Raw genomic sequence first — 17,595 nt, 5'->3', positions numbered from 1 at the left:
GCTGTGACAAATTCACTCAACGTCAGCTCCTCGCGGAGGCGGGCGTTCCAATACCTGCTTATCGCTCGGCAGCGAATGCGACAGATGTAGAAAGCGCTGCGGCGGAGATCGGCTTCCCGGTGATTCTTAAGCCAGCCGTAGGCAACGGCAGCTACGGGGTTCGATTGTGCTGCGACGTCGACGAGTTGGCCGAACATACGACCTATCTGTTGGGCGGGAAGCACATATGGCGGTCCGAGCCGAGGATACTGGTTGAAGAGTTCGCACAAGGCCCCTATTATTGGACCGACGTAATGGCGAATGAAGTCATCGGGGTTTGCGCCGCTGACTTTGGCCCCCTCCCGCATTTCGTCATTCGCGAATGCACTTATCCGGCCCTGCTAAGGGATGATGAGCACAAGCGTATCGCCGATATTTCGCTGAGCTGTTTGCGAGCTCTCGGCCTTGGCTGGGGGCCAACGAATATTGAATTCCGGTGGACAAAGCGTGGCCCAGTCGTCATTGAAGTCAATCCGCGCCTTGCGGGAGGTATCGCTCCTCAACTGGTTCAGTTGGCTTACGGTATCGATCTCGTCACCGAGCACATCAAGCTTGTCTTTGGCGAGGAATGGAATCTGCGCAAAAGGCATTCGCAGACTGCGGCCGCGCGGTTCCTGATTCCTGATCGCGATGGCATCGTTGATTGGATCGACGGCGACAGTGAGGCGGCTGCTGTACCAGGTGTTGCTGAGGTCAAGTTGAATGTTGAACCCAAGACGCCGATCGTCAGGAAGGGCGACGACGGAGACTGGATCGGACATGTCATCGCCGCTTCATCCAGACTTGCTCGGACCGAGGCGATACTTCAGCGCGCCGTCGACTTGATCGGTTGGTCGATCACACCATTTCCGGCCCCGAACAAGAACAATCTGCAGGCGGCGACAGATGAGGCGTGATCGTCGCCGAACATTGGTGCAAGTCGCCGCTGCCTGGGTTCCTCAACGAGGATCCCGGCATACGTGCGGCCGGCTGGTGCGAGGATCAGAATATTTTGAAAATGGCTTGAATTGCCTTGACTGCGAAGTCAACAGCCGAAATGGATGAATCTGAATTGTGATAAAATTTTATCATCATAACATCTACTTAAAAGACCTTAACTTAAAGTTTATAAATGTTTTCTTCCATGCAGTCGTGTGTCCGCTATATTCGCTGTCGATAAGTTTAGTCCACTTTGGGGACTGAAGTTTAATCCAGCTTGGCGACTAAACAAAGGAAGTGTCATGAGCATCGCGGATCGACAGACCGCATTGAGGCAGGCCGCCTTAGGGCGCATCAAGGTTGCCCGTGCCCTCGACGGCGACGCCGCTGGTTTGGCAAACTTTCATCGGGGGTGGGCCAGGTCCTATGATTTGGATGTCTGCCGCGCGGAGTATTGCAGGCCGACGGTCCTTGCAGAACTCGCAAGCGCCCTGCAGGCGACGTGTTTGGTCAAGGACCGTACAGCTACGGAAATCAAAGACGCTGGGTGTGGAACCGGCCTCGTCGGTGGGCAGATGAAGCGCCGCGGGTTTCTGTTGCTCGATGGATTCGACCGCTCAGATAGATGGCCGAGAAGGCTGGGCAAACTCGCGTTTACCACCATGTCAAAGGCGATGTCGACCTCAGCCGGCCGCTCTCCAATTACTCGAGTACGAGTTACGACATTACAGTCTGCTGCGGAGTTTTCACGCTCGGGCATGTCCGACCCGCCGGACTGCGCGAACTGGCTAGCGTCACGCGCTCGAACGGTTTCGTTATCACAGGCACTCGCAAGAGGTATGCCGAGGCCACATACTTTGGAGATGAGGTGCGTCTGCAGAATGCCGCATCGTTGTGGCGGTGCACTGTCTAAACGATGGAAGTTACACATCGCGGAGGAGGGTGCCCATTACTGATTTTCTAAGTCTCTGGAAACCAAATATGCCGGATAGATAGCCGATATTAAGTTAATAATGTCCGGATAGCCACGGTTATTCAAGCAGAATTGTCAGTGGAGTAGTTAGAGAAATGACGAAATTTCTTGATGGATCCAAGTCGTTGCTGAGTGTCCTAAAAAGTTCACTTGATGCGTCTTATCGGATAATTTGCTTCCCTCATGGGGGCGGTAGCGTCCAATCGTTCCGTACTTGGTCGGACTATCTCCCCGACGAGGTTGATGTTATTTGCCTGGATCTTCCCGGGCGCGGCAAACGGTCAGCGGAGGCCGTCATCCGCAGCATGGACGTACTAGTACCCATGGTCACTGAGGCGCTCCGCAGATACAGCGACCGACCTTTTGTCTTCTTCGGTCATAGCGTAGGTGCCCTCGTGGCTTACGAGATCGCCCGCTCCCTGGAGAAGGCCGGTCGGCCATCCCCCTTCCATGTTGTCGTGTCAGCTCACCCGTCGGCGGATGTGCCGGCGGATGAGCCGCCCATGTATAGTTATGCGGATGACAAGTTAACCGATGTGGTCCGGAGCCTTGGTTTGGTTCCCAAGGAGGCGCTGGCAAATCCGGAACTCCTTCATAAGTTCATCTTACCTCCAATGCGAGCCGACTTCGAACTTGCGGAGACCTACGACCGGAAGTTGCCAACGCCTCTCGATGCGGCAATCACCGCAATGGGGGGCGTTCAAGACGAAACGATCACTGCCAACGACCTAGACGAATGGCGTCGGCTTACGACGTCGCGCTTCGCCCGGATTATGTTTGATAGCGACCACTTTTACACCCATTCCATGACGGCGGAAGTGGTGTCTGCCCTCCTGCGTGAGGTTGGGGAAGTAAAGCAACAACTCCCAGCCTCCATTCGAATTGGCGAGGCCCTCCCTTATCCCGAACTACCACTGCATGACCAATTCCGTAAACAAGCGGCCCTCAATCCAGACGCCCCTGCCGTTGTCTCCCAGAATGGGCTCTTGACGTACCGCGAGCTCGACGACCTGAGCGAGATCCTATCTAGACACCTCCTTGAACACGGTCAGAGCCGAGGTTCGCGCGTCGGGATCCTAATGGATACTTCACCTGAATACGCCATCGCGCTGTTCGGTATTCTGAAGACAGGGGCGGCCTACGTCGTTCTTGACAAAGCTCAGCCCGTTGCGGCGCTAAAGCGGATGCTTGAAAAGGCATGTGTTGAAATCGTTCTCACCAACAACCGTTTCGCAGCTAGCCTTCCGCCTGACTGGTCGGGCCTCGCGCTGTCGCTCGACGAAGGTTGGGAAGCGCAACTCGGCAGGGCCAGTCCGGCCAATCCCGAAGCGGTGGATCTCGATGCGCCGGCCCAGATTGTATTTTCGTCTGGCACGACTGGTGAGCCGAAAGGGATCGTCTGTCCCCATCGAAGCGCTGTATGCTCTTACCAGTGGCGCTATGACGCGCTGCCGTACGCCCCTGATGAGCGCGAGGCCATTAATATCTTCTTGGTCTGGGAAATAATGCGGCCGATCCTTGCCGGAATTCCTGCCTATCTCATACCTGACGACGTTATCTACGATCCGCATCAGTTGGTCGAATACTTGGAACGCAATCGAATTTCCAGAACACTATTAACCCCTTCACTGCTGGATGTGCTTGTTGGCAGCGGCGTCCTCGACGTCCCCTTCTGCCTTCCGGATCTCCGATTGATTTACCTATCAGGCGAGGTGGTGACAACAGCGCTGCTTGCTCGTGTGAAGGATGTGTTGCCGAACGTCAAAATTATCAATCACTACAGCGTAGCAGAGACACATGATGTCACGCATATTGACTTGAGCGAGATCGATCCTACGACAACACAAACGGTCGTGCCAGTCGGTCCACCTCAGCACAATGCCAGTGTCTATGTCCTCGGGGAGCAGCGCGACCCCGTACCACTGGGCTTCTTGGGCGAGATCTTCGTTGGCGGAGATGCAGTAAGTCATGGATATCTCAACAGCCCGGAGATGACACGGGAAAGGTTCCTTCCAGACCCGTTCCGCGCTGATGGCACGATGTTCCGCACCGGCGATCTTGGCCGCATGCTGCCCGGCGGCCAGTTGGAGATTATCGGGCGCTGCGCTTTCATGGTGAAAATCCGAGGTTATAGCGTCGTGCCCGGGGCTGTGGAAGCTGCGTTGCTTCGGTACTCCGGGATCTGCTCTGCCGCTGTATTGCCGGAGCTCGATCCGACGACCGGCCAGCCTGATCGACTAATCGCCTATGTAGTCTTGCGGAACGGGCGCAAGGGGTGGGAGGCTGCTTTGCGGGCGCATTTGAAGTCTGAGCTGCCGCACTACGCAATGCCGTCAGACTTCATCGCGGTGACGGAATTGCCCATTGCGGCCAATGGGAAACTTGATCGGTCGCGCCTCCGCGACCTCGCAGAAGAGGCTTGCACTCCAGTGACAAGTGCCGACGAGGTCGAATCGGAACTTCGCGCAGCTTGGCGCGACCTCCTTCAGGCTGAGGCTGCCGATCCGGCCGATAACTTTTTCGACCGCGGCGGACACTCCCTCCTGGCTGCACGTCTCTGCACACAGCTTCGTAAGAGCCTGAAGGTGGATCTCCGCGTAGTGGAGGTCTTCCTCAATCCGACTTTCGAAAAACTCGCGGCTCTTCTCCACCAGCGCCGCAGCGAGCAGGGACATCTCCAAACCCAGAAGCTTCCCAAAACACCGCCAGTCTCGGCGGGCGGGGCGCATATTAAGGCGTTCAACGGGCGACGCGGCCCCGGGATGGACATTGCGGTGATTGGTATGTCCGCGCGATTCCCCGGCGCGGAGACCGTCGATGATCTCTGGGAAAACCTCTGCGAAGGGGTGTGCTCGGTCGCCCCGCTCTCTGCGCAGGAGCTCAAGGCCCGGGGCATTCCGGACGTTGTCCTGAAGCGCTCCGATTATGTGCGCGTGGGTGCCCACCTGAACAATGTGGACCTTTTCGATCCGGAGTTTTGGGGTCTCTCGAGGCGTGAGGCAACGCTAATGGACCCGCAGCATCGCCTGTTTCTCGAATGCTGCTGGAAGGCGCTCGAGTCGGCCGGGTATGCACCCACCCAGCATGAGGGGCGGACGGGCGTGTTTGCAGGTTCGTCCTTCCCTCTCTATCTACTGCACCATTTGAAGGGCGGCGGCCTTATGGATCCCACTAACGCTCCGCTCGCTTTTCTGACGGATCTCGGCAACGACAAGGACTACCTTGCCTCGCGGGTGTCCTACATGCTGAACCTCAACGGCCCAAGCATCGCGGTGCAAACCTCATGCTCAACTGGGCTAGTGGCGATCGCGGTCGCCGTTCAGTCGCTCGCGGCCGGCTATTGCGACATGGCGCTGGCAGGCGGCTCGAGTATCACCTTCCCTCAAGCGGGGTATCAGTATGTCCGGGACTTCATCAATTCTTCGGACGGCGTGTGCCGAGCCTTTGATGCCGATGCCAGTGGCACGGTGCTCGGAGACGGAGTAGGAGTCGTCGTTCTCAAGCGCCTCGAAGATGCGCTTGCGGGAAACGACCCGATCCACGCAGTGGTAAAAGGATGTGCCATTAACAACGATGGCCGTGTCAAATCGTCGTTCTCGGCGCCGAGCGCGCGAGGCCAGGCCGATGTTGTGCGCCAAGCACTTGCCTCCGCGGCACTCGGCACCGAAGACGTGGAATACATCGAAACTCATGGGACCGGCACCAAGGTCGGCGACCCGATCGAGGTCCGGGCTTTGGCGGAGGCTTTCGCGGGGCAAGAGGAAACGGGCAATGCCTGTGCTCTCGGGTCAATTAAACCGAACATCGGCCATGCCAATTTCGCCGCCGGGGTTGCGAGCTTTATCAAGACAGTACTCACCCTTCAGCACGGGGTAATCCCCCCCACCATCAACATCAACCGGCTGAACGAAGATCTGGGTCTGAAAGACACACACTTCTTCGTCAATGAGCAGCTCAGACCTTGGCCACGTCCGCAGGGACGCCTTCGAACTGCAGGAGTCACTGGCCTCGGTGTCGGCGGAACCAACTGCCATGTTGTGCTGCAGGAATGGAACAGCGACAAGGCAAGGGCTTGGCCCGGATCGGTTGCCCGGGGATCTCACGCCCTTTGCCTATCTGCCAAGACCTCCTCGGCGCTAAGCCGGGCCTGCCGGAATCTAGCCGTGTTCCTGCGGCGCAATCGCGAGATCGATCTCGGTGACGTCGCCCACACGCTACGCGTGGCGAGATGCCAATTCGAGTATCGAACAGTCGTTGTGGCGCGCAACTTGGACATGGCCATCGCCAAGTTAGAGGAAGAGGGGGATCGTGCGGCTGATCGGATCCGTTCCTCGCCCTCGGTCGGGTTCATGCTGCCCGGCTGCGGTGTGCAGCACCGGCGAATGCTCAAGGAACTTTTTGATCAGGTGCCCGACTTCCGCAATGCTTTCCTGACTTGTGCGGCCGCTAGTCGCCCGGTCCTGGGTCGTGACCTGGAAACGGTCATGTTTGGAGAAGACGAAGGATACGCGACCGCTTCCTTCGAAGAAATCAATATCATGATCTTCACCGTACAATACGCCATGGCGCGGTTGCTGGAACTGTGTGGAGTGCGTCCCGATTATCTGGTCGGGCACAGCATGAGCGATTACGTCGTGGCCACGCTAGCGGGCATACTGAAACTTGAAGATGCTATTCGGCTGACACTCGTTCGTAGCCGCGCGATGGCGAACCTTGGTAGCGACGGCGCTATGCTTGCGGCCAGATGCGACCGCGACGAGGCTGAACGTATTCTCTCAGGGGACGTTTGGCGTGATCGAGCTGAAGCTGGTGAGGGCAGCGTCGGGCTCGTGAACGCAAATACCGATGTCGTGTTCACCGGCAAGCGGGAACTTCTGGAAAGGCTTCAGGGGAGGCTCGAACAGCTAGAGATTCCCAGCCACCTCCTTAATACAGCTGGGGTGCCCAGCCATTCTCCGCTAATGAAACCAGCGACTGATGTCATCGACGCGCGGGTCGGCATCCTCGAAAAGGGTCTGCCGAATGTCGCCATCGCTCTGAATTCAGGATCTCTGCATCAGCCGAAAGTGCCCTTACCGGATAGCCACTGGAGTAGGCATGCAACTGAGATTGTCCGATTTGATCGCTCTCTCGAGGCCATGGCAGCGGCTGGTGTAACTGCGCTCGTTGACCTTGGCCCCTCGCGCAATCTGGCGCGTTTCGCACATGGCGCGATCAATCCAGCGGGTCGTAAGACCAGAATCCCAGCGATTGTCCCAGCTGCGCGCGACGGGAAGGATCAAGAAACCGACCGCCATTTCGTTCTGGAATGCCTTGGGACCCTCTGGGCCGTAGGCGTTGCGGTCGATTGGAAGCGGGCCAGTGTTCAATTGGAACCGTTCGGTAGTCGCCGTCGCGTTCCCCTTCCAACGTACTCATTCGACGGTCACCGATGCTGGCCGGATGATCAGCCTGCGGGCTCGACCCTTCCGGGGCAACCCGGGGAGCAAGAGCGGCACAGAGGGGAAGTGTTCACGACGCCCAACGAAAATCCAGAAGAAGAGAAAACATCTCTGCCGGAAGAAGTCGAAACTGCGAAGGACAACATGTCGTTCAACGGTGATCCGAGGAGAATATTCCTTGACGAAATCAAGACTATCATCGGCACCAAAGAAATCGATTGGGACGATAATTTTTTCGATGTTGGTGGAGACAGCCTTCTCGCCGCCGAGCTTCAAGCTCATTTGGAGAAAAGCGACGTCTGGAGGTCGCCGCAATTGCACGAGATAATTGAGGCGGCGACGTTCGGAGACCTTTATGATCGAATATGCAGCGTAACCGACCGTCGCAATAATCACACCTCTTGATAGGAGCTGGCGCTGCGTGTGGTCCATGAACTCGCTCGAAAATGAATGCGCCCTGCAATATTGAAATTGCAGCTCAGGTTGGACCGTATAAGGGCTATGCCAAAAATCATTGACGTTGAGCTAACCCGCCTTCGTATCGCCAAAGCAGCGGGTAAGGCGATAGCGGCGAAGGGTATCTCCGCAGTTACGATGATCGATATTGCCAATACGGCTGGAGTAACGACGGGAATGATTACGCATTACTTCGAAAAAAAGACGGACATAATCGCAGCTGCCTTGCGCATCCCTCTTCTTAACATGGAACGCCACATCGGAGATCTGCTGGAACAAGGAGTAACAGATCTTGCCACCCTTCTTGACGTGGCGATACCGACGTCGAAGTCTCAGGTAGAGGATAGTGTAATTTGGGTGAATTTCTGGGGGCTTATTGCCGCTGATTCAGGATTTTATAAACTTAACGTCGCGCTGCATTGCGAGGGAAAGAGAATTTATGACCGAGTCATCCGGGCGGCTTGGCCGGAGAGTGAAGAGTGGCCAACGGGTGTCTTTGGGACTGCACTGCGGTCGATCGTTACATTTGTGTTCGGGCTGAGCGCAGGCGGCGTGACAAATCGGTCCGTCTGGTCAAGTTCCGTTCTACGCTCACAATTAGAGATACATTTGCGCATGGTTCGCCATTGGGCACAACAACAAGCACAATGATTTGTGATGATCAGAATAGAGCTCGGAAATATAAAATGGGGCCTTCTCCCAGATTCGTGGGCACGAGACAAGGTAGTTCAACGCACCTGGAGCATGGAAATGCAGAGAAAGGAAGTTCAACCGCGAGTTCAAGCATGAGGAGTGAGGTTGGTGAAGGATCGAGGTGTCCTGTTGCGCAGGGCGAGCCATGATCATGGATCTCCATGATAACGTGGTGCGCAAATGGATGCGCGAGACGAGCGTCGATCCGCAGCATGCTTTTTTCGGTCATGGAAGATGAAGATGGAGCACCAGGACCGGCTGCGCAAGGATGGCGCAAACTTGAAGGGTAAGCATTCGGCCAAGGCCGCGGTGGCTATGATTTAGGGCGACGGTTTTCTGCGGTAGGTTTGGGCGGTGTGTCGTCCGCAGCGGTGCGCTCGTCGACGATCTGCCGAAGGTTGTCGATGCCCTCTTCGGTGAAGACGGCGATAGGTTCGCTTAATTCGGATGCGGGATAGTCGTCGTAGGCGCTCAAGCAACCGTCTTCCGAGAACATCTCGATCGAGCAATCGCGCAAAAAGTCTTCATCCTCTTCGAGCATCTCGGCCACATAATTGAGGGTGTAAAGAGCGGAGTTGCGATATCCCGTCTTACGGCCTCAACGATCCGGTTTGCAAGTGAGCTCAATAATGGAACGCCCAGATCAGGCAGCTTTAGCTGCTGCGATCGTCAAGGACTCCAATTCCAGGGAAGCATGTCCTCGAGCCGTGTGATCGACGTGTCGCAAGCCAGGCTTGCGGGTCGACGTTAGCTTGGCGGTGTTGATCAGCGTCGCCATGAAGGCGGCCCGATCAGCGCCGCGATCGGAGCCTGCAAACAACCAAGCTTTCCTGCCGAGAGCGAAGACTGATTCATTTCCTCGAGGCAATGCGACGGGCGCTCAAATGCAGCGTCCGATTGATTTCTTTCCAGGTCTCAGCCCGAAGCGCGCTGATCGTGTTGTGCAAAACCGACTTCTTCGGGGCTCCAGCCTCACGCAGCCGGCCAAAGCGCGGAACGAGGCGGAGTCCTCCAGATCGAAGACCAGCTCCTGATAGCTCAGTTGGCGATACTTCTTGAGCAAAGCGCAGCGCAGCACGGCCTCCGCCGGCAGTCCGTAGCGGCCGGTTCCTTGACCCCATGCCGGCGCAAGTCCCATCCGCTAACTTGAGCAGGTCGCGGTGGCGTCCAGCCATTGCGACATCGCTTGCAGTTCACAGCCGATCTCGTGTCCGGCGAAAAGACTGAGTATACTGCTCTGGACGGTGCGTTCTTGACGAATTGTTGGCTCCGGCGGTTGCGGGTTTGTCTTTAGAATCAGTCGCTTGATCTAAGTGTACCTGAAACCGCCGGGCTTTACCTGCGGAGATGATCGTGATTCTTCCAACAAAGTCAGCAGCTTGCCGCTTGTGGACGGGCACTAGCTAAGTCTATAGGGGGAGGATGATCTTATCGCAAGTTATATTAAATCGCACCTCGGATGGCCGCGAGAGGGTCGGAATGCGAAACAAGGCGCTATTTCGGAATGTTCAACGGCTGTTGCCTACATTTGAAGCGGCCGCTCGACACATGAGCTTCACACTCGCGGGTGAAGAGGTCGGCTTGTCACAAAGCGCGGTCAGCAAACAAATGATGGAACTTGAGAACCGGCTTGGGCAACCACTTTTCGCCCGCGCCCACAAACAGATATCCTTGACTTCCGCAGGTCATCGGCTCCTGAAGGCCTACTCGCTTGCCACCTCTCAAATCATCGACGCCCTCGAAGACTTAATTCAGGAGCATTCGAGACAGATCGTCCTGTCGACGTCGACGGCAAATGGGGCCTTCATGCTTCTTCCCCGGCTGGCCGAGCTACGGGAGTGCTTTCCTGGGCGCGAGATATTCCTAGTGACTTGGGACCCTCAGGGCATCGAGCCAACAGGCCAGGTTGATCTCGCTCTAACCTTCGGGAAGCCAGATTTCCCCGGCCTCACAACCCGTCCGCTCTTTCCTGATATTCTGACCCCGGTTTGCTCGCCAGAGTTCCTAGAGAAGAACGGTCCGTTGCGGGACGTGAGTGGCCTATTGAATTGCGAGCTGCTTTACATGCAAGCGCAGCATCCATCTTGGGTGGGCTGGCGGCAATGGCTGCGAGAGTTCGCGTTGGAGCTCCCAAAAAACCATCAACCGATGGGGTTCAACAACTACTACAATACGATTCAAGCTTGTCTGGCAGGCCAAGGCGTGGCTTTGGGCTGGCTTCGACAGCTCGGCAACATGTTAGATTCCCGACGCTTGGTAACCCCACTCCCGCAGTTCTTGGTAACCGAGGACGTATACTATTTAGCTTGGCCCGCCGACCGGACACCTGATTTTCAGATCGAGCTATTCGAGGAGTGGCTGACTCGCCGGTACGGCGGTGCCATCCCAGGATTTCCTTCACTTGCCACGCCTTTTGCGTAGTTTCTTGTCCCGTTAGGACTTTACGTTAGTAGCTTAAATTAGGGCTGGTGGATATGCGCTCCCTCAGTGAGGGATTCAAACATCGCGCCAATCCGGTGGTCCAGACGGTGGTCATCGCCGTCGACTGCTAGCTTGACCAGTCCGTCTTGCATTCTCTGAGGGAATGCAAGGGGGCGTCATATTTCATTTGAACAAGGTCAGCAACGGCAATATTCCTCAATCTGGATAGTCGACCCGCCGTATAAGAAGGTCATTAGATTGCGCAACATTTTCACGTTCGGTCACCGTGCCGCCCAACGCAACTGGACCGTTGCAGACTTGCGCGCGAACAAAGGCAAGCAGCAGTTAACTGAGGTGACGGCGACGAATGGCGAACAAGCCGCGCGAGCCGCGGCCGCCGGCATCGATACGATCATCACGCGCGTTCAAATGATGAAGGAGGTGCGCGATGCCGCACCCAATACATTCGTCACAGCGGCACTCATGCTGACCGACCACCCGACTGAGAGTGATGTGCTCGAAGGCGCCATGCGGGCAATGGATCAGGGTGCAGACGCACTTTACACCACCCGCAGTCTGGACACGATCAAGATGCTGGCTGACCTTGATTTCCCTGTCATGGGGCACGTTGGGCTTGTCCCGCCCTACAGCACCTGGATCGGTGGGTTGCGAGCCTATGCGCGACCGCGGACGAGGCTTTGAAGCTCGCCGACAGGTTCCGCGCTATGGAAAAGGCCGGCGCATTCGCCGTAGAAGTCGAGCTCGTTCCTCAGGAAGTCCTCGAGGAGATCAACAAGCAAACCAGCCTGATCACGTTCTCTATAGGCTCGGGATCTGGCGGAGACGTCACCTTCCTGTTTTCGGAGGATATCTGCGGTGAAACGGAGAACGCGCCACGCCACGCTTACGCATACGGCAATGTGCGGCGTTTGCAGGAGCAAATTGACCGCGAACGCCGAGAGGCCCTAACCGCGTTTCAGGCGGCCGTGCGCGACGGCTCGTTCCCCTACAAGGACGTTTCGATCTCCATGAAACCCCATGAGCTCGAAGCATTCCGGGATCGGCTTGGCAAAACTGGTTTGGGCGCGGAGCACAAAGGATACTGATATGGGTCATGATGCGACAAAGCCCGAGGTCACCCTGCCTGCCAAGTCTACCTGGAACTTTCAGCCTGATCTCCCACTGGAAGACCGCTCGATCTTTAACCTGAAGCGTGGACCAGCCGAGGGGCTAAGGCTCCTTTGGAATTCCTGGCTGCCGATTTCGGACCGTCTCATCGTCGTCAGTGTGTCGTTCCTGACGTGGTTCTACCTGTCGCCCTCATTGCAGACGGCACGCACTTTTGCCTTCGATTGGGTTGCAGGAGTTTATCTTCGCAATCTGATATTGATCATTCTCGTCGCAGGCGGGATGCACCTCTACCTTTACACGTTCAAAATGCAGGGCGACCGCCTTCGGTACGACGCTCGCCCCTTCCACAAGAAAAACGCGCTGTTCACATTCAGCAGCCAGTTTTTGGATAACGTATTCTGGTCGATCGCCAGCGGCGTGACCGTCTGGACAGCTTATGAAGTCCTGGGCCTTTGGGCCTACGCAAACGGCTACATGCCAATGTTGGACGTCGCCGCTCATCCGGTCTTGTTTGTGCTTTGGTTTATTTTCCTGCCATTCTATGGCGTGTTCCACTTCTACTGGATACACCGGCTGTTGCATTCGAAGCCGGTCTACAACTATGTGCATTCCCTGCATCATCGGAACGTGAACGTTGGTCCGTGGTCCGGCATGTCGATGCATCCGATCGAGCACATTGCTTATTTGAGTTCTGTGTTTATCCACGTGGTACTCGCCTCGCACCCGATTCATTTCATTTTTCAGCTCCAGCAAAAGGTGCTTTTGGCGGTCAGTTCTCATGCCGGATACGAGTCGGTCACCTTAGGCGAAGACCGCGACACGGGGCTCAGGGTAGGCGACTTCTTTCACCAACTGCACCACCGCTACTTCGAGTGCAACTACGGCGAACCCGAGGTGCCTTGCGACAAGTGGTTCGGGACCTTTCACGATGGTTCGGAAGAAGCCACGGCGCGCACGCGCGTGCGCATGAAAGAGATGCGCAAGAAATGAAATAAGGTGCCGACCGCGCGGCCTTAGGTATGGCAGTCGTGAGGGTAAGGCGCTGTTCAAGATTGATGCCACCCCGCGGCTTTCGCCGGAAGTATTCGCCGCGTCGGCCTGAAGGAGGGCAAATGGTCAAAATTACCTATGTTGAATACAGTGGCCAAGCTCATGTGGTGGACGTGCCCCAAGGCGCGACGGTCATGGAGGGCGGCCGGGACAACGGTATTCCCGGGATCGAGGCCGATTGCGGCGGCGGCTGCTCCTGCGCGACCTGTCACGCTTATATCGACCCCAGCTGGGTAGCGAAGCTTCCTGCCAAGCAGCCGATGGAAGAGGACATGTTGGAATTTGCGTACGGGGCGGACCTCAGCCGCTCGCGGCTGACCTGCCAAATCAAAGTCGACGGCTCGCTTGAAGGCCTGATCCTGCATTTGCCGGTACGACAGGCCTGAAGCTGGCCGGCAAGGGCGGCTCGCCACTCACAGCCCAAAGGAAGTCATATGCCTGGCATTGTTATCATTGGTGCAGGGCAGGCAGGCGCATCGCTTGCAGCGGAAGCGCGCAAACTCGGCTATGCAGGTCCCATAACCCTGATCGGTGACGAGCCCGTCGCGCCTTACCAACGCCCTCCTTTGTCGAAAGCCTATCTGCTCGGCCAGGTCGGATTGGATAGGATGGCGCTTCGTGCGACGTCATTCTGGGGAGATCACGGCATAAACCTCAAGGTCGGTAGGAATGTTACCGCGATTGTTCGCGAAGGTGGCACTGTGCGGGCTGGAGCTGAAAGTTTCCACTATGAGCATCTCGTGATTGCGACCGGCTCGAGTGCGAGGCAGTTGCCGGAGGCCCAGGGCGGCTTGTTGCAGGGGGTCTATACGATCCGAAACATCGCGGATGTCGATGCGATGGCGGCTGAGTTCCGTCCTGACCGGAAATTCCTGATCGTCGGAGGGGGCTATATCGGACTCGAGGCGGCGGCGGTCGGTGCCAAACTCGGGCTCAAGGTCACCCTGATTGAAACGGCGCCCAGGATCCTGCAGCGCGTCGCAGCCGCGGAGACGTCCAACTTCTTTCGCGAGCTTCATCTGTCCAACGGCGTCGACATTCGGGAAAATACAGGACTTGATCGCCTTGTGGGGACGGGTCGCGTTTCCGGCGCAGTCCTGTCTGACGGCACAGAGCTAGCAGTTGATTTCGCCATCGTGGGCATCGGCATCATGCCGAGAACGCAGCTCGCGCAGGAGGCTGACCTCGTAATCGAAAACGGCATAAGAACCGACGCTCACGGCCGCACTTCCGACCAGCATATCTGGGCAGTGGGCGATTGCGCATCTTTCCCGCATGAAGGCGGGCGCATCCGCCTTGAGAGCGTGGGACACGCGATCCACCACGGAGAGGTGGTGGCCCGAAACATTCTCGGGACGACGCAGGCTTATGAGGCGAAACCCTGGTTCTGGTCAGATCAATACGACCTCAAGCTTCAGATTGCGGGCTTGAACGCCGGCTACGATCGAGTTGTGGAGCGCACAGGCGAAGAGGGATCGCGGTCGATTTGGTACTATCGGGGGGATTGCCTTCTGGCTGTCGATGCGATCAATGACGCACGGGCCTATATGGTTGGGAAAAGGATTTTGGAGTCCCGACACACCATCTCGCCGGAGTACGTGGTCGACGCCGCCACAGACGTTAAGGCGTTGATTTCCCGAGCCGTGCCGGTTTCTGCAGCATCTACTGTCGGGTGATCCAGTGCGACCGGGCCGGCCATATTGTGCCAAGGCGCCTAATTTACTCTGCCCCGTCCTTACCCGGCGTTTTTTTGACGAACCTAGCGTAAAAGCCCCGGCATCGGCGCTGATGGCATCAATAGGATCGGCGCTTTATCAGATCAACTGTAAGCGCTGTTCCGGCGCCACCTTTCGCGCGTGGTCGTGAGCGACGATGCTCGGAGCCTTTGAGGGCTTCGACACATGACGATTTCAGAGCTTACGCTTAAATCCAACGATCCCGAGCCCGCGCGGCGTTTCGAGGTGTTCACGGGCTCCGGCCGACGGCGCGAATGGTTGCCGGAGGAGAAGGCGCGGATCGTGGCGGAAAGCTACGATGCCGGCGAGACCGTGAGCGCGGTGGCCCGGCGATATGCCTTGTCCCCGCAGCAGCTGTTCGCCTGGCGCCGGACCGCGCGGGTGCCGTTGGCGAATGCGCGGGCACCGGAGCCATTGTTTGTTCCAGCAGTGGTCGCCGCACCGGAGCCCGAACCGGCGGGGAAGCGCGCGAGATCGACGCGGAAGCGGAAAGCCGCCCGGGAAGCCGGCGTGATCGAGCTGGAGATTGACGGTGTCGCCATGCGCGTCGGTCGTGGCGCCGACGCCAGGACGGTGGCGGCGGTGATCCGCGCACTGAAGGCCGGGTCGTGATCGGGCCGACCGGCGCCGTGCGCGTCATGGTGGCGACCAAGCCGGTAGACTTCCGCAAGGGCGCGGAGGGACTGGCGGCGCTGGTGCGCGACACGATGGGCGCCGATCCGTTCTCCGGCGCGATCTACGTCTTCAGGGCCAAGCGCGCCGACCGGGTCAAGCTCGTCTACTTCGACGGCACCGGCGTGTGCCTGCTGGCGAAGCGCCTGGAGGACGGGAAGTTCTGCTGGCCTGCGATCACCGATGGCGTGGTGAGGCTGACGGCGGCACAGCTGCAGGCGCTCCTGGAAGGGTTGGATTGGCGGCGTGTGCATGACGCCCGCGAGACGCGCGCGCCGGTCGCGGCAAGTTGATTCAACGGATGGCCAAGACGCTGGCAAAGCATTGGAATGCATGATTGAATCGGCTTCGTGAGCAACCCGGCCGAGCCCCTGACCAACGATCCGATCGCGCTTCAGGCGATGCTCGCGGCAGAGCGCGCCGAGAACGAGCGGCTGCGCCAGATCATCAAGGAGCTACAGCGTCACCGCTTCGGCCGCAGGGCAGAGAGCCTGCCGGTCGACCAGCTGCTACTGGGCCTGGAAGAGGCAGAGCAGGTTGAAGCCGAGGGCTTCGCGGCGGAGGACACCGCCGATCCCACCAAGCGCGAGGCTCGCGCCAGCAAGCGGCGCGCCAACCGTGGGTCGCTGCCCGCGCACCTGCCGCGTATCGAGCAGGTCATCGACATCCCCGACAAGGTCTGCCCGTGCTGCAAGGGAATGCTGCACGTCATGGGCGAGGATCGTTCCGAGCGCCTCGACATCGTGCCGGCCCAGTTCCGCGTGATCGTCATGCGCCGGCCGAAGTATGCCTGCCGGAGCTGCGAGGAGGTCGTGGTGCAGGCGCCCGCAGCGGCACGCCTCGTCGAGGGCGGCATTCCGACCGAAGCGACCGTCGCCCATGTTCTGGTCAGCAAATATGCCGATCACCTTCCGCTCTACCGCCAGTCCCAGATCTATGCCCGCCAGGGTGTGAACGTCGACCGCTCGACGCTCGCCGACTGGGTCGGCAAGGCGGCCTTCCTGCTCCGGCCCGTGCATGAGCGCCTGTTCGAACAGCTGAAGGCCTCATCGAAGCTCTTCGCCGATGAGACCACGGCGCCGGTGCTCGATCCTGGCCGGGGCCGGACCAAGACGGGCCAGTTGTTCGCCTATGCCCGCGACGACCGACCCTGGGGCGGGGTCGATCCGCCCGGCGTCGCCTACCTTTATGCCCCCGATCGAAAGGCCGAACAGCCGCTGCGGCACCTTCAGGGCTTCGTCGGGATCCTGCAAGTCGACGGCTACGCCGGATACCGGGCGCTGGCCGAGCGCAACGCCGTGAGCCTGGCCTTCTGTTGGGCGCATGTCCGTCGCCGCTTCTATGAACTGGCGCAGTCCGGACCTGCGCCGATCGCAACCGAGGCTCTCCAGCGCATCGCCGAACTCTACAAGATCGAGAGCGAACTGCGGGGTCGCCCAGTTGAGGAGCGCCGCGCCGCTCGCCAGCAGAGGAGCCGACCCATCATCGACGCTCTCGACCCGTGGCTGCGCGAAAAGCTCGCCTTGGTCAGCCAGAAGACAAAACTCGCCGAAGCGATCCGATACACGCTCGCGCGCTGGGCTGGACTTGGTCGCTTCCTCGACGACGGCCGCGTCGAGATCGACTCCAACGTCGTCGAACGCGCGATCAGACCGATCGCCCTCAATCGCAAAAACGCGCTCTTCGCCGGTTCCGACGGCGGTGGAGGGCACTGGGCGACCATCGCCTCGTTGATCGAAACCTGCAAGCTCAACGGCGTCGACCCGTATGCCTACCTCGCCGACGTCATCGCCCGCATCGTCGCCGGCCATCCGCAAAGCCAGCTCGACGACCTGCTGCCCTGGGCCTACGCCCACGCGCCACTCAAGGCCGTGGCCTGAGAACAGCGGTTACGATCAACTAACACATGAGTATTTTGCAGTTTCATTACCCGGCTCGTTGCGCTCCAATGATGGGGGACCGGGGCTCAGAGCATGCCGAGTGACGTTGCCCCCAGTTTCTATCCAGTTTTGAGTTCGTTTCCGGCGTGGGTTGTGCCCTGCTGGGCGGGTGAAGCGACGGGCGC

At 58.4% G+C, this 17,595-nt stretch carries 11 protein-coding genes and 3 pseudogenes; 11 read left to right on the top strand and 3 right to left on the bottom strand.

The annotated features are described in order from the left end of the window. From NKJ17_RS32320 to NKJ17_RS32310, 3 genes are all read left to right on the top strand, one after another. Positions 1 to 935, top strand: a 935-nt coding sequence (locus NKJ17_RS32320) for an ATP-grasp domain-containing protein (protein ID WP_352691765.1), incomplete at its 5' end; no start/stop codon positions are given. A 1,090-nt stretch (positions 936 to 2,025) separates the two neighbouring features. Beyond that, positions 2,026 to 7,776 carry an alpha/beta fold hydrolase gene (locus tag NKJ17_RS32315; RefSeq protein ID WP_352691763.1) on the top strand — a complete coding sequence of 1,917 codons (5,751 nt, stop codon included), beginning with the start codon at positions 2,026 to 2,028 and terminating at the stop codon, positions 7,774 to 7,776. 96 nt (positions 7,777 to 7,872) lie between these two features. Next, positions 7,873 to 8,478 carry a TetR family transcriptional regulator gene (locus NKJ17_RS32310; protein WP_352691762.1) on the top strand — a complete coding sequence of 202 codons (606 nt, stop codon included), beginning with the start codon at positions 7,873 to 7,875 and terminating at the stop codon, positions 8,476 to 8,478. 355 nt (positions 8,479 to 8,833) lie between these two features. Here the strand turns inward: NKJ17_RS32310 and NKJ17_RS32305 are convergent, their stop codons facing one another. From NKJ17_RS32305 to NKJ17_RS32295, 3 genes and pseudogenes are all read right to left on the bottom strand, one after another. After that, positions 8,834 to 9,061: a hypothetical protein gene (locus NKJ17_RS32305; protein ID WP_352691760.1), complete on the bottom strand. Its 228-nt coding sequence runs from the start codon at positions 9,059 to 9,061 to the stop codon at positions 8,834 to 8,836. Positions 9,062 to 9,189: 128 nt separating this feature from the next. Next, positions 9,190 to 9,361: pseudogene (locus tag NKJ17_RS32300) on the bottom strand (IS66 family transposase); the annotation flags it as partial. A gap of 28 nt (positions 9,362 to 9,389) precedes the next feature. Next, positions 9,390 to 9,781: pseudogene (locus NKJ17_RS32295) on the bottom strand (transposase); the annotation flags it as partial. Positions 9,782 to 9,999: 218 nt separating this feature from the next. Between NKJ17_RS32295 and NKJ17_RS32290 the strand changes: the two are divergent. From NKJ17_RS32290 to tnpC, 8 genes and pseudogenes are all read left to right on the top strand, one after another. Next, positions 10,000 to 10,941 (top strand): LysR substrate-binding domain-containing protein, encoded by a 942-nt coding sequence (locus tag NKJ17_RS32290; RefSeq protein ID WP_352691756.1) that lies wholly within the window; start codon positions 10,000 to 10,002, stop codon positions 10,939 to 10,941. A 429-nt stretch (positions 10,942 to 11,370) separates the two neighbouring features. Beyond that, a pseudogene (locus NKJ17_RS32285) lies at positions 11,371 to 12,047 on the top strand (3-methyl-2-oxobutanoate hydroxymethyltransferase). A 1-nt stretch (position 12,048) separates the two neighbouring features. Continuing rightward, positions 12,049 to 13,062 (top strand): sterol desaturase family protein, encoded by a 1,014-nt coding sequence (locus NKJ17_RS32280; protein WP_352691754.1) that lies wholly within the window; start codon positions 12,049 to 12,051, stop codon positions 13,060 to 13,062. Positions 13,063 to 13,184: 122 nt separating this feature from the next. After that, positions 13,185 to 13,508 carry a 2Fe-2S iron-sulfur cluster-binding protein gene (locus tag NKJ17_RS32275; protein ID WP_352691752.1) on the top strand — a complete coding sequence of 108 codons (324 nt, stop codon included), beginning with the start codon at positions 13,185 to 13,187 and terminating at the stop codon, positions 13,506 to 13,508. 48 nt (positions 13,509 to 13,556) lie between these two features. Continuing rightward, the gene (locus NKJ17_RS32270; RefSeq protein ID WP_352691750.1) at positions 13,557 to 14,798 is read left to right on the top strand and encodes an NAD(P)/FAD-dependent oxidoreductase; all 1,242 of its coding nucleotides are present in this window, start codon (positions 13,557 to 13,559) and stop codon (positions 14,796 to 14,798) included. A gap of 225 nt (positions 14,799 to 15,023) precedes the next feature. Continuing rightward, complete coding sequence (gene tnpA / locus NKJ17_RS32265; RefSeq protein ID WP_352691749.1) at positions 15,024 to 15,470, top strand: IS66-like element accessory protein TnpA; 447 nt, start codon at positions 15,024 to 15,026, stop codon at positions 15,468 to 15,470. 26 nt (positions 15,471 to 15,496) lie between these two features. Further along, positions 15,497 to 15,823, top strand: coding sequence for an IS66 family insertion sequence element accessory protein TnpB (gene tnpB, locus NKJ17_RS32260; RefSeq protein WP_502897110.1), 327 nt, complete (start codon positions 15,497 to 15,499; stop codon positions 15,821 to 15,823). A 108-nt stretch (positions 15,824 to 15,931) separates the two neighbouring features. After that, positions 15,932 to 17,410, top strand: a complete 1,479-nt coding sequence (gene tnpC / locus NKJ17_RS32255) for an IS66 family transposase (protein ID WP_502906594.1) — start codon at positions 15,932 to 15,934, stop codon at positions 17,408 to 17,410. Positions 17,411 to 17,595 lie beyond the last annotated feature (185 nt).

The sequence above is a fragment of the Mesorhizobium sp. M0208 genome (genome assembly GCF_040322015.1).
Taxonomy (GTDB): Bacteria; Pseudomonadota; Alphaproteobacteria; order Rhizobiales; family Rhizobiaceae; genus Mesorhizobium.
The sequence above is the reverse complement of the archived record's forward strand: the minus strand, read 5'-3'. Positions and strand labels throughout refer to the sequence as shown.